This window comes from Bacteroides sp. AF25-5LB, assembly GCF_003602965.1.
In the GTDB taxonomy this organism is placed as follows: Bacteria; Bacteroidota; Bacteroidia; order Bacteroidales; family Bacteroidaceae; genus Bacteroides; species Bacteroides uniformis.
The window spans coordinates 1-11,953 of the sequence record NZ_QTMC01000011.1 but is presented as its reverse complement, the minus strand read 5'-3'; the positions used below and the strand labels follow the sequence as shown (position 1 = coordinate 11,953).

The 11,953-nt window shown below is 45.6% G+C and carries 11 protein-coding genes, 6 tRNA genes and 1 pseudogene; 5 read left to right on the top strand and 13 right to left on the bottom strand.

Annotated elements, in window-relative coordinates; genetic code table 11:
* The first annotated feature begins 109 nt into the window (after positions 1 to 109).
* A complete protein-coding gene (locus DWY57_RS12795; protein WP_165491398.1) occupies positions 110 to 703 on the top strand; it encodes a YqgE/AlgH family protein in 594 nt (197 codons plus the stop codon).
* Here DWY57_RS12795 and DWY57_RS12790 read toward each other — a convergent pair.
* The 3 genes from DWY57_RS12790 to recR are packed head-to-tail and all read right to left on the bottom strand — an operon-like array spanning position 696 to position 2,371.
* On the bottom strand, positions 696 to 1,232 hold the full coding sequence (locus DWY57_RS12790; protein ID WP_117599474.1) for a GNAT family N-acetyltransferase: 537 nt from the start codon (positions 1,230 to 1,232) through the stop codon (positions 696 to 698). The genes DWY57_RS12795 and DWY57_RS12790 overlap by 8 nt on opposite strands.
* Before the next feature lie 13 nt (positions 1,233 to 1,245).
* The gene (locus tag DWY57_RS12785; RefSeq protein WP_117599473.1) at positions 1,246 to 1,704 is read right to left on the bottom strand and encodes a hypothetical protein; all 459 of its coding nucleotides are present in this window, start codon (positions 1,702 to 1,704) and stop codon (positions 1,246 to 1,248) included.
* A gap of 49 nt (positions 1,705 to 1,753) precedes the next feature.
* Positions 1,754 to 2,371: a recombination mediator RecR gene (gene recR, locus DWY57_RS12780; RefSeq protein WP_035448317.1), complete on the bottom strand. Its 618-nt coding sequence runs from the start codon at positions 2,369 to 2,371 to the stop codon at positions 1,754 to 1,756.
* A gap of 175 nt (positions 2,372 to 2,546) precedes the next feature.
* On the opposite strand from recR, the gene yihA reads away from it, so the two are divergent.
* Positions 2,547 to 3,155, top strand: a complete 609-nt coding sequence (gene yihA, locus DWY57_RS12775) for a ribosome biogenesis GTP-binding protein YihA/YsxC (RefSeq protein WP_117599472.1) — start codon at positions 2,547 to 2,549, stop codon at positions 3,153 to 3,155.
* Positions 3,156 to 3,166: 11 nt separating this feature from the next.
* On the top strand, positions 3,167 to 3,763 hold the full coding sequence (locus tag DWY57_RS12770; protein ID WP_044468698.1) for a DUF4923 family protein: 597 nt from the start codon (positions 3,167 to 3,169) through the stop codon (positions 3,761 to 3,763).
* Positions 3,764 to 3,835: 72 nt separating this feature from the next.
* Here DWY57_RS12770 and DWY57_RS12765 read toward each other — a convergent pair.
* The 8 genes from DWY57_RS12765 to DWY57_RS12725 form a co-directional block, all read right to left on the bottom strand.
* Positions 3,836 to 3,908: transfer RNA gene (locus tag DWY57_RS12765), tRNA-Gly, on the bottom strand.
* 32 nt (positions 3,909 to 3,940) lie between these two features.
* Positions 3,941 to 4,022: transfer RNA gene (locus tag DWY57_RS12760), tRNA-Leu, on the bottom strand.
* A gap of 27 nt (positions 4,023 to 4,049) precedes the next feature.
* Positions 4,050 to 4,122, bottom strand: a tRNA-Gly gene (locus DWY57_RS12755).
* A 14-nt stretch (positions 4,123 to 4,136) separates the two neighbouring features.
* Positions 4,137 to 4,220 (bottom strand) — tRNA-Leu (locus DWY57_RS12750).
* Positions 4,221 to 4,260: 40 nt separating this feature from the next.
* Positions 4,261 to 4,345 (bottom strand) — tRNA-Leu (locus tag DWY57_RS12745).
* Positions 4,346 to 4,373: 28 nt separating this feature from the next.
* A tRNA-Gly gene (locus tag DWY57_RS12740) sits at positions 4,374 to 4,446 on the bottom strand.
* Positions 4,447 to 4,557: 111 nt separating this feature from the next.
* Positions 4,558 to 5,703, bottom strand: a complete 1,146-nt coding sequence (gene nspC, locus DWY57_RS12730) for a carboxynorspermidine decarboxylase (protein ID WP_117599471.1) — start codon at positions 5,701 to 5,703, stop codon at positions 4,558 to 4,560.
* Positions 5,704 to 5,844: 141 nt separating this feature from the next.
* Positions 5,845 to 8,199 (bottom strand): UvrD-helicase domain-containing protein, encoded by a 2,355-nt coding sequence (locus DWY57_RS12725; protein ID WP_119961883.1) that lies wholly within the window; start codon positions 8,197 to 8,199, stop codon positions 5,845 to 5,847.
* 144 nt (positions 8,200 to 8,343) lie between these two features.
* On the opposite strand from DWY57_RS12725, the gene DWY57_RS12720 reads away from it, so the two are divergent.
* Together DWY57_RS12720 and DWY57_RS12715 are read left to right on the top strand one after the other, a co-directional pair.
* Positions 8,344 to 8,964: a superoxide dismutase gene (locus tag DWY57_RS12720; RefSeq protein WP_117599469.1), complete on the top strand. Its 621-nt coding sequence runs from the start codon at positions 8,344 to 8,346 to the stop codon at positions 8,962 to 8,964.
* 168 nt (positions 8,965 to 9,132) lie between these two features.
* Positions 9,133 to 9,741 carry a thiamine phosphate synthase gene (locus DWY57_RS12715; protein ID WP_117599468.1) on the top strand — a complete coding sequence of 203 codons (609 nt, stop codon included), beginning with the start codon at positions 9,133 to 9,135 and terminating at the stop codon, positions 9,739 to 9,741.
* 13 nt (positions 9,742 to 9,754) lie between these two features.
* On the opposite strand, the gene DWY57_RS12710 is transcribed toward DWY57_RS12715, so the two are convergent.
* The gene (locus DWY57_RS12710; protein ID WP_117599467.1) at positions 9,755 to 10,639 is read right to left on the bottom strand and encodes a HAMP domain-containing sensor histidine kinase; all 885 of its coding nucleotides are present in this window, start codon (positions 10,637 to 10,639) and stop codon (positions 9,755 to 9,757) included.
* A 486-nt stretch (positions 10,640 to 11,125) separates the two neighbouring features.
* Positions 11,126 to 11,500 (bottom strand): annotated as a pseudogene (locus DWY57_RS12705) (IS1595 family transposase); the annotation flags it as partial.
* Between the last annotated feature and the right edge of the window lie 453 nt (positions 11,501 to 11,953).

The following is an 11,953-nucleotide window of genomic DNA, read 5'->3' as shown; positions in this document are numbered from 1 at the left end:
AAGCATTTTCTTCGAATAAAAAAACCATAAAATCTGAGAAAAGAAACTTTTAAAATGAAAAACAGCGAAGAACTTTTGTTTATTGTGGAATATTATGTATATTAGGGGCATGTATAGCAATATAGATCTATTCAAGATAGAAACAAACCATGTGGTTCCTGCCCGGGGAAAGGTCTTGATTTCCGAACCCTTTTTGTGTGACCACATGTTTGGGCGATCCGTCATTCTACTGGTGGACCATACACATGACGGCACAATGGGACTGGTTATGAACAAACCTCTCCCCCTATTCTTGAATGATGTGCTGAAAGACTTCAACTGCCCGGAAAACATACCTATCTATAAAGGAGGACCGCTCAGTACAGATACGTTGTTCTATTTGCACACGCTCAAGGGCATTACCGGAGCATTGCCCATCGGCAAAGGCTTCTACCTGAACGGTGACTTTGAAGCCATTAAAAACTACATCATGCAGGGAAATTCCGTTAAAGGCAGAATCAGATTTTTTTTGGGATACTCCGGCTGGGAGTACGAACAGCTGGACCGGGAAATTGAAGAAAACACTTGGCTGGTAGGCAAAGAAAACATCAGCTCGCTAATGGACGAGGCAGCCAGCGGCACACTCTGGAAGAAGGCATTGTGCAAGCTGGGAGCAAAATATGAAATATGGTCGCGTTTCCCCCAGATTCCAACGTTCAATTAGTGTTGCGGAGAAGTTGCAACAATACGACATCCTTATAGCACCCTCCTACGCGCCACCACTCCCTCAAAAGCCCGCAACGCACAAAACCGCAGGATTCAAAAAGGCGGATACTTGCCTCATTATCCACCGAAATATGGACTATCAACTGCTTCAGATATAGGAAACTGAAAACATAGTCGCACAGCAAACGCAACGCTTCCTTGGCATAACCATTGCCCTGATACTCCTTCCGTATAGCAATGCCCACCTCTCCCCGGGCATGCATGGGAGAAAACTCTGTAATATCAATGGTGCCTATCACCGCATCATCCTCTACACGTACAATCATCATACGCAGCTGGCGGTCGGCAAACATATCGCATTCGGAATTCTCAATATATTGTTTCAAGACAAATCTGGAATAGGGCACGGTGAAGTTCGTCACATCCCAAGTCCGGGAATCATTCTCCATAGCATACATCACTTCCAAGTCTTCCGGCTCCATAGCACGTAGACGCACCCTTTCACTACAGAAATAAGATTTATTCATATCTTCCAGTCGGTTACATTTCTTCTTCTTTATTGATATGCAGTTCTTTACGCAGGCGTCCATCACCCGGCAGGCAGAACAGAGAAGCCGTCAGTCCTATCAGTGCACACAGTACACCCGTACTGCTCAACATTATATAATAGGTGAAAAAACCTGCAAGCACTGGTATGGCAAGCAATGCCAGCCGCACGCCACTCCACAACGCATAAAGGCGGAGGGCTTCGGGAAGCGTCACTACATCTATTTTCCGGATTAATACCCATGAAAAGAGTTTCAGGGATACGGGCACGCAAGAGGCAGCCAGCAGAATGGTTATCGTCTCAGCCATATAGATAGCACGTACATCTCCGGCATACATACCTACCCATTCGCCTCCGGTTTCTCCAAGCAGGACGAGTAGGATGGGGAGCATCCAGAAATAAGCAAAAGTTGTTCGGACACGCAATGCAGTCTTCTTTATTTGTTCTTCCATTTAGTGAATTGATAGTGGATAATGAATAATTGATAGAAGCCCAACACGATCAGGCAGTTCCGGAAAATGGAGTGCGGTTCACGATACTGCGTCCCAGAGTCACTTCATCCGTATACTCCAATTCGTCGCCGATGGAAATGCCACGGGCTATGACGGAGAGCTTCACACCCAGTTTTTCCAGCTTGCGGTAGATATAAAAGTTTGTCGTATCTCCCTCCATCGTCGTACTCAGGGCAAGAATCACTTCATTGATGCCACCGGCGGCTACCCGCTGCACAAGGCTTTCTATCTGCAAGTCTCCGGGACCAATGCCATCCATCGGCGAGATAACGCCTCCCAACACGTGATACAAACCACGGAACTGTTGTGTGGCTTCCACAGCCATCACATCACGGATATTCTCTACCACACAGACCACGGAAGCGTCCCGTTGCGGACTGGAACAGATGCGGCACGTCTCCGTATCTGATATATTATGGCATACCTTGCAATATTTCACTTCATGCTTCAGCGTCACAATGGCATTGCCGAACGCTTCCACCACTGCCGTATCCTGGCGGAGCAGGTGAAGAACCAGCCTCATAGCCGTCTTACGTCCCACTCCGGGCAACTTGGCAAACTCATTTACCGCCTTCTCCAATAATGTCGAGGGAAACTGTCCATTCATACTTAAAATTTTCCTATTGGCCACAAAGATAGTGCAAACCGAATGCAGAATAAAATGAACTCGTTCATTTTTTATGCTGAGGTGCAGCCTATCTTCGCTTTCTGGGCAAAGATAGTGCAAACTTATGAAATTAGTGCTACCTTTGCCACACGTAAAACCCCAAAAAGGCAACAAAATGGATATTACAAACGCCGAATTCGTCATCAGTAACACAGACGTGCGGAAATGCCCCGCCGGTACATTTCCCGAATATGCTTTCATCGGACGCTCCAACGTAGGAAAATCCAGTCTTATCAATATGCTGACCGGAAGGAAAGGACTCGCCATGACCTCTGCCACACCGGGAAAGACCATGCTTATCAACCATTTCCTAATCAACAAGAGCTGGTACATTGTAGACCTTCCGGGATATGGCTACGCCAAACGGGGACAGAAAGGTCAGGAACAAATCAAACGTATTATAGAAAGTTATATACTGCAACGCGAACAGATGACTTGTCTGTTTGTTCTTATAGATAGCCGGCTGGCTCCCCAAGCCATCGACCTCAAGTTTACGGAATGGCTGGGCGAGAACGGCGTACCCTTTGCCATCGTCTTCACAAAGGCCGACAAACTGAAAGGCGGCAGACTGAACACCCACATCAACGAATACCTGGAACAGTTGAAGGAACAGTGGGAAGAGCTGCCTCCCTACTTCATCACCTCTTCTGAAAACCGCATGGGACGGAAAGAGCTGCTGGACTATATCGAAAGTATCAACAAAAGCCTGAATAGCAAACAATAGACATAAGTAAAATGAAAAGATTAGTTTTTTGGCAACTGTTTGTTGCCGCACTACTGCTGACCGGCAATAGTCACGCACAATCCATCAAGGATTTGTTCAACAAAGAAAATATAGAGAAGGCGGTAAATGCCGTGACCGGCAAGTCAACAGCGGATATGACCGGCACTTGGTCGTATACCGGCTCCGCCATTGAATTCGAATCGGACAACCTGCTGCAGAAAGCCGGCGGTGCCGTTGCCGCCACAGCCGCAGAAAAGAAACTGGACGAACAGCTTGCCAAAGTAGGCATCAAAGCCGGGCAAATGTCATTCACATTCAACGCCGACAGCACATTCAGCGCCAAAGTAGGGCAAAAGAGCATGAAGGGAAGCTACTCCTACAATGCATCCACCCAAAAGGTCAACTTGAAATTCGCCAAGCTGATAGGTATGAATGCCAAGGTCAACGCTACCTCCACAACTATGGACCTGCTGTTCGAATCGGACAAGCTACTGAAACTGATAACCTTCCTCTCCAGCAAAAGCAGCAACTCCACTCTGAAGAGTATCGGCTCGCTGGCCAACAGCTACGACGGAATGATGCTCGGATTCTCATTACAGAAACTGTAACAACAACTTCCATACAACAAAAAAATCCCGCAAGCACCGAACAATGCTTGCGGGATTTTTTTATCTGAAAAGAGCGGAAAACGAGACTCGAACTCGCGACCCTAACCTTGGCAAGGTTATGCTCTACCAACTGAGCTATTTCCGCATTGGATGACTCTCCTTTTTTGAGGAGTAAAGTGCCCAGAACAGGACTCGAACCTGCATGCCTCTCGACACACGCACCTGAAACGTGCGCGTCTACCAATTCCGCCACCTGGGCATAAGTCATCTTCAATACATCTGAAAGAGCGGAAAACGAGACTCGAACTCGCGACCCTAACCTTGGCAAGGTTATGCTCTACCAACTGAGCTATTTCCGCAATGTATAAAAGCGTGAAGAGAAGGAGACTCGAACTCCCACGACATAATTGTCACTACCCCCTCAAAGTAGCGCGTCTACCAATTCCGCCACCTCTCCAACTTACTTTCAACAATTCAAAGAACCGACTGCTTTACCTTGGTGCCCAGAACAGGACTCGAACCTGCATGCCTCTCAACACACGCACCTGAAACGTGCGCGTCTACCAATTCCGCCACCTGGGCATAGGTAATTGCAATCTAAACTGCGTTGAGCGGAAAACGAGACTCGAACTCGCGACCCTAACCTTGGCAAGGTTATGCTCTACCAACTGAGCTATTTCCGCGATTGCGGATGCAAAGGTAGATATTTTCCTTAAACCTGCAAACATTCTGCAGACTTTTTTCACACAGAAAAGTGTACATTTTCGCCAGGCATACAAGCAGACTTTTGATTATCAACTCATTCGCCCACGATAATCTTCATAAGAAAATTGCTTGAAAACTTCAGCTTTTCCTTCTTTTGTCCACATTGCAATGGCCGGATGGTGAATTCCATTGAACATATTCGTCTTTACAGTGGTGTAATGTATCATGTCCTCAAAGACGATTCTCTCCCCTATCTGCAGCTCATGGTCGAAACTCCACAGTCCCATATAGTCGCCGCTCAAGCAGGAGTTTCCTCCAAGGCGATAGACGTAAGGGCCCGCATCGCCCATCTCCGCTCCACGCACTGCAGGCTGATAGGGCATCTCCAGACAATCCGGCATGTGGCACGTAAAGCTAACGTTGAGAATGGCGGTACGAATGCCGCGGTTTTCCACAATGTCCACTATCTCCGAGCTCAGCACACCGGTCTGCCAAGTAAAAGCGGAACCGGGCTCAAGAATGATTTGAAGATGTGGATAGCACCCCTTCAAGCCCTGCAACAGACGGACAAGATGCTCTACATCATAATCCTTACGCGTCATCAGATGCCCGCCTCCTAAATTCAACCACTTAATCTGTGAGAACCAGCGGGAGAATTTTCCTTCCAAGTGCTCCAATGTGTGTTCCAGCTCGTAGGAAGAAGACTCGCAGTGACAATGACAGTGAAAACCTTCAATACCCGCCGGAAGTTCTTCGGGAAGCTGGTCGGCCATTACACCGAAGCGGGTACCGGGTGCGCAGGGATTATAAAGCTCCGTTTCCACCTCAGAGTATTCAGGATTGATACGGATACCGCAGGAAATGCCGCTTCCCTCCGCCACCACTACCGGATAAAAGCGGTGGAACTGCGAAAGCGAATTGAAAGTAATATGGCTGCTGCACCGCATTATCTCCGGAAAATCGGCCTCGGTATAGGCAGGCGAGTACGTATGTGCCTTACTTCCGAACTCCTCCAATGCCAGACGGGCTTCGTAGACAGAACTTGCCGTAGAGTGGTCTATATACTCCCTGAAAATGGGAAAGGAACGCCACATGGCAAATGATTTGAAAGCGAGGATTATCTCCACACCTGCGCGGTCGGCCACACTTTTTATCAGTGCGAGGTTCTTTCTCAGCAATCCTTCTTCCATAATATAGCAGGGAGAAGGGAAAAGGGAAAAGTCTTTATTTGTCATTCTTCTATCTATATTTACTATTCTAAATTGTCCGTATGTATCGTTCTAACTGTCTTTTTTAAGATACCACAGTCCTACACTCATGCCATCATCCTCTTACAAGTATCCCGCCTCTGTGTGAGACAAAAGATGCGTACTATCCTATGACAGCACTTTGAAACGCGCGAAGCGCAGCAAAAGTTGTTTGTCTCCCGCATTCTTGAAGCGGATGGTGGCTTTCGCATTGTCTCCTTCGCCCTCCACTTTCAAAACTTCACCCAGGCCGAAACGTTCGTGCTCTATCAGTTGTCCCTGCTGTACACGGTTGGCAGACGCGCCGGCAGAAGGCGATGTACTTGCCGTATTTGCAGAAGGCGCCACCCGTTTCAGGTTACGTGGAACGGTCGGCGCAATAATCTGCTGCTTCGGCCGTACAGACACACGCTCTTTTCCTCCATACGGAGCATCTTCCCTATCAGGCGCAAAGCCTCTGGCGTTCTCCCTGCGGAAAACGGCAGCTTCCTCCTCTACCCTGCGGAACATTCCCGCATCCTGAGGCAGGCGCAGGAACCGTACGTCTATATCCTTCAGAAAACGGCTGGGACTGCCAAACTCCATCTTGCCGTACCGGAAACGCGTCTTTGCATACGATAGGAAACAGTGTTCTTCGGCACGTGTGATGGCTACATAGAACAGCCGCCGTTCTTCCTCCAATGCCCGGGGAGAGTCACCCACCATGCTGCTGGGAAAAAGATTCTCCTCCATCCCCACTACAAACACATTCTTGAACTCCAATCCCTTGGCCGAATGTACAGTCATCAGGGTTATCTTCTCATCGTCCCCATCCTTATCCGAATCCTGGTCGGTAAGAAGGGAAACTTCCGAAAGGAAGTCACCCAACAACACGTTAGAGTTTCCTTCCTCCTGCCGTTGGGCGCAAAAATCACTCATACCGTTCACCAGCTCCTCTATATTCTCCTTACGGCTCAGATTCTCGGGAGAGTTGTCTTGACACACATCATTGATGATGCCCGATTGGCGAATAATGTCAGCACCAATCTCGTAGGCATTCTTCTCCGCAGCATCTGTGATAAAGGCAGATATAAGTTCGCGGAATGCCTGCAACTTTCCCACCGTACCTTTATTGAAGTTCAAGCCATACGCCAACGGCTCACAAAGCACGGTCCACAAACTGACATTGTGCCCGGTGGCGGCAGCAATGATTTTTCCCACTGTCGTATCTCCGATACCCCGTGCAGGATAATTGATAATACGTTTGAAAGCCTCTTCATCATTGGGATTCACTATCAGACGGAAGTAAGCGATAACATCTTTGATTTCCTTGCGTTGATAGAACGACAAACCTCCGTAAATACGGTAAGGCATACTGCGTTTGCGCATGGCTTCCTCAAAAATACGGCTCTGCGCATTGGTACGGTAGAGTATCGCAAAATCAGAGTAGGCATAGCGCTTTTCACGCCGCAGTTCAGCTATCTTATTCACCACAATATCCCCTTCTTCCACGTCACTGTATGCCTGGTACACACCGATGGCCTCTCCCTTCTCCTTTTCCGAGAACACTTCCTTGCGTATCTGCCACTGGTTCTTTTCTATCAGGCTGTTGGCCGCGCGGACAATGGTCTGGGTGGAACGGTAATTCTGCTCCAGCTTGAAGACCTTCGTATCGGGATATACTTTCGTAAAATAGAGAATATTGTCAATATCGGCACCACGGAAGGAGTAGATACTCTGTGCATCATCCCCCACCACACAGACATGCTGATGGTTCTTGGCAAGTTGCAGCACGATGCTGTGCTGTGCAAAATTGGTATCCTGATACTCATCCACCAGAATGTAACGGAACTGGTCTTGATAACGCGCCAACACCTCGGGGTGGTCCCGGAACAGCAGGAATGTGTAGAACAGCAAATCGTCGAAGTCCATCGCATCCGCCTGCCGGCAACGCTCCCAATATCTCTGGTAGATGTCGCGAAGCGCCGGAACCTTGGCAGCACGGTCTCCTTCGTAAGCCTCCTTGTTGTTGGCATAGCCTGCCGGAGAAACCAGATGATTCTTGGCATTCGAGATACGCGCCTGCACCATCCCCGGCTTGTACACTTTCTCATCCAGCCCCATTTCCTTGATAATGGAACGTATCAGGCTTTTACTGTCCGCCGTATCGTAAATGGTAAACTGCGAAGTGAAGCCGATATGCCCGGCCTCGACATGCAGAATGCGCAGGAATATGGAGTGAAAGGTTCCCATCCACAGATGGCGCGCCCTCTCCGGCCCCATCTGACGGGCTATACGCTCCTTCATTTCGCGCGCCGCCTTGTTGGTAAAGGTCAATGCCAGAATGTTCCAAGGCTGGTAGCCATTCTCCAGCAGATAAGCAATCTTGTAGGTCAGCACGCGCGTCTTTCCCGAACCGGCACCGGCTATCACCAGTGACGGACCGTCATTGTATAACACCGCGTTCCGTTGTCCTTCGTTCAGTTCCTCTATATAATCGGGCATATCCGTATAATCTTAAAATGATGATATTTTTCCTTCCTTTGTTTTTACGGAGGCAAAGATAAAAAAAGCTTCGGAGACGTACGAACATTTCTATAGGTTATAGTGTTTATATAGTAAAGTTCCAAAATTAAATAATTGAAACTTATGAATACAATATTAACGATTTTAATGATAACAGTTATGACTTACGAAATGCCAAAACTTCCCTACACTAACAATGCACTGGAACCTGTAATCAGTCAGCAAACCATAGATTACCACTACGGTAAACATCTGCAAACCTACGTGAACAACCTCAACAACCTCGTTCCGGGAACGGAATTTGAAGGCAAAGACCTGGTAACCATTGTTGCCACAGCACCGGACGGTGCCATCTTCAACAATGCAGGACAAGTGTTGAACCACACATTATACTTCTTACAGCTTGCCCCGAAGCCTGCCCACAGCGAGCCTACCGGCAAGCTGGCAGAAGCCATCAAACGCGACTTCGGCAGCTTTGAGAATTTTAAGAAGGAATTCAACGCGGCAGCTGTCGGCTTGTTCGGCTCCGGATGGGCTTGGTTGTCTGCCGACAAGAACGGCAAACTCCACATCACCAAAGAAGCCAACGGTAGCAATCCGGTACGCGCCGGTCTTGTTCCGCTACTCGGATTCGACGTGTGGGAACATGCCTACTATCTTGATTACCAGAACCGCCGTGCCGATCACGTAAACGAATTGTGGAGCATCGTTGATTGGGATGCGGTAAGTAAAAGATTCAAATAGACCAACGAGGTCCCACAAAGCCATGTGAAGGACGCCTTCTTGAGTTATAAAGACGCAAGAAGGCGTTTTCTTGTTTAAAGCAGCCATCTAACATATTTTAAAGAAATTCCTTGGCTTCTACCATAAGTATTCATTAACTTTGCTAAACTTAAAAGTTAAACGAAAGAAATGAAACTCATCGTAGTAACAGCACCCACATTTTTTGTGGAAGAAGACAAGATTATCACGGCACTATTCGAAGAGGGGCTGGATATTCTACATCTGAGGAAGCCGGAAACTCCCGCCATGTATTCAGAACGACTTTTAACGCTGATACCCCAAAAATACCATAAGCGCATCATTACTCATGAACACTTCTACCTACAGGAAGAATTCAGCCTGATGGGGATTCATCTAAACACCCGCAACCCCAAAGAACCGCACGATTATTCAGGACACATCAGCTGTACCTGCCACTCGCTGGACGAAGTGCGGAACAAGAAACATTTTTATGACTATCTATTCTTGAGTCCGATATATAATTGCATCACAAAGACCGGAGTTACATCAGGCTTTACAGCCGAAGAACTACGACAAGCAGAAAAAAGTAAAATTATAGACAGCAAAGTCATGGCTTTGGGAGGCATTACCTCCGATAACATCCTGGAGATAAAGGATTACGGATTCGGTGGTGCCGTTATAATGGGTGACTTATGGAATAAATTCAACGCCTGCACCGACCGCGATTATCTGGAAGTAATCCGCCACTTCAAGAAGCTGAAGGAAATGGCTGATTGAGAGCGCAGGTAAATCAAAATTTACCGTACTCTTTGTATTCAATACCGGCAGGCAACGTAAAATAGAAAGTGGAGCCTTCCCCTTTCTTGGACTCCACACCTATACCTCCCCCATAGTGTTCCACAATGGATTTAGTGATGGAAAGCCCCAACCCCGTACCTTTAATATTGTAGTTCATCTTCACAAACCGTTCAAAGATGGCATGTCTTCCCACTTCATCAATGCCACAGCCTGTATCTGCCACATAAAAATAGAAGTTATGATTACTCAATCTCCTACAACCGATTTTCACACTGCCCATCTCCGTAAACTTCAAGGCGTTCCTCACCAAGTTACCTATAACTTGGGCAAAGCGCACGCGATCTACCACCAAACGGCATTGAGGCAGCCGTTCTACAAACTCCACCTGAATACCTGTGGGATGCGAGCGCATATTCTCTGTCGTGCAGACTTCATCAATCAGCGCGTTCACATCCGCTTCTCCATCATTATATTCCAGGGTCTTTGCCTCAATCTTTGAATAGTCCAGCAAGTCATTGACCAGTTGCAGCAGCGAGTCCTTGTTATCATTAATCTCTTTCAGGAAAGCCATACGGGTTTCTCTGTCCAGATCATCCATTTCGGCAAGCATAGTTGTAAAGCCTACAATAGCATTCAAAGGAGTACGAATTTCGTGAGTCATATTAGCTATGAAAGCATCCTTCAGCTGGTTGGATTCTTCGGCAACCTCATTAATGCGCTGCAACGTCTTCAACCTTTTGCTTTTACTGATGGAAATGATTATCATGATGACCAAAAGCAGAATGACAATCATGCCAAAACTGTATATCAATGCTTCATCCTTCTGATAGAGGCCGCTGGTCCAGACATCATATGCTGCCGTAATTGTTAGCATCATCGTTTATTGCTTGCTTATTGGAAAACTATAAAATTATAGGAAGCAAATATACTAAAGAAAATACAAATAAATTAATAGAAACTACAGTTTTTTTCCAACAAAATGGGCCGCATGCCATTACCAAGTAAAGCATGCAGTCCATAAATTCATTATTCAGTATTATTGGTATCAGCCTTCAATGGCAGCCTGTGCCACTCTAATATAGCTATGAAAATCAATTGCAAACACTTCCTGTGTAAGCGAATGTTTATTTAAAGTTTAAAGTTTGATGGATTTTCCATCATGACTTAAAGGCATCGTTGAAAAGCTGGCTTAACTATCAGATGCTTACACTATGCTGGTAAGCTCTGAGCCTGCAACTCATATCTATTACTTCACTAAAATCTTGTACTCACCACAACCTCTACCAATCTCTCCAGACTAGGCAACTATGGTTAATACTATGGTTATTTCTTTATTGGTTCACCCACCTTCTCCTTATAGAAGGATATCTTTAGATAATTGTATGCTACTTATTCCTTTCTTATGGGTTAAGAATATATACAATGCATAGAACCATTTCTTTAATGATACATGACTACCTTCAAACATTGTACCAAGAGTAACCGTAAATCTTTTCTTACATTGTTTACATTTATATAGTCCTTTAAATTCTCCATTAGACTTTAACTTATAATGCTCTTTCGTTTGACAATTACAGTGTGGGCAAATTGGTTCTCCATGCCATTTAATATCTTCAAGAAATTCTCTGCATAATTTTTCATCATAAAAGGATTTCATCAAATCAATAAATGACTTTACTCCTCGCATTTGTTTATTCTTCTTTATTATTTCTACAATATTGATTATTTCTGTTTCCAATTGACATGTTATTTTTATTATATAAACATAATAAAAAAAACCTAACACACAGAACATAAGTTATTAAAAAATAGATACTTAAATAAAACAATTGGGTATAATTATCATATACATATATCCTGTAATTATTGCTCATTTAAACATTAACCAAGTGCTTCCAATACGATACTTGGAACACTTGGCTTTTATCTGAGTATAATTATCATATCTATATAAAAAATAGAACCCGACTGCCGGAAACAATCAAGTTCTTAATGCAAATTTACCAGTCTCCCATAATCAATTCGATTAAGGGGTTAATCAGCCAAATGCGCTATAATATTTGGCAGATTTTTACTGTAAAACATAAAACGCTGTGAAGCGTTCTAATCAGTTTTTTTAATTTGGTCATAATGAGGTTGTGTCAAAATGCTGACACAGCCTTTTTTTATGCGCAAAGCCCAGACTTTCTCA

What these genes read in the sequence shown, in the direction of transcription:
- DWY57_RS12770 (WP_044468698.1), top strand. Translation starts at nt 3,167, where the DNA reads ATGAAAAGATTAGTTTTTTGGCAACTGTTTGTTGCCGCACTACTGCTG.
- DWY57_RS12710 (WP_117599467.1), bottom strand. Translation starts at nt 10,639, where the DNA reads ATGATGCTAACAATTACGGCAGCATATGATGTCTGGACCAGCGGCCTC.
- recR (WP_035448317.1), bottom strand. Translation starts at nt 2,371, where the DNA reads ATGAATGGACAGTTTCCCTCGACATTATTGGAGAAGGCGGTAAATGAG.
- yihA (WP_117599472.1), top strand. Translation starts at nt 2,547, where the DNA reads ATGGATATTACAAACGCCGAATTCGTCATCAGTAACACAGACGTGCGG.
- nspC (WP_117599471.1), bottom strand. Translation starts at nt 5,703, where the DNA reads ATGACAAATAAAGACTTTTCCCTTTTCCCTTCTCCCTGCTATATTATG.
- DWY57_RS12795 (WP_165491398.1), top strand. Translation starts at nt 110, where the DNA reads ATGTATAGCAATATAGATCTATTCAAGATAGAAACAAACCATGTGGTT.
- DWY57_RS12785 (WP_117599473.1), bottom strand. Translation starts at nt 1,704, where the DNA reads ATGGAAGAACAAATAAAGAAGACTGCATTGCGTGTCCGAACAACTTTT.
- DWY57_RS12790 (WP_117599474.1), bottom strand. Translation starts at nt 1,232, where the DNA reads ATGAATAAATCTTATTTCTGTAGTGAAAGGGTGCGTCTACGTGCTATG.
- DWY57_RS12715 (WP_117599468.1), top strand. Translation starts at nt 9,133, where the DNA reads ATGAAACTCATCGTAGTAACAGCACCCACATTTTTTGTGGAAGAAGAC.
- DWY57_RS12720 (WP_117599469.1), top strand. Translation starts at nt 8,344, where the DNA reads ATGAATACAATATTAACGATTTTAATGATAACAGTTATGACTTACGAA.
- DWY57_RS12725 (WP_119961883.1), bottom strand. Translation starts at nt 8,199, where the DNA reads ATGCCCGATTATATAGAGGAACTGAACGAAGGACAACGGAACGCGGTG.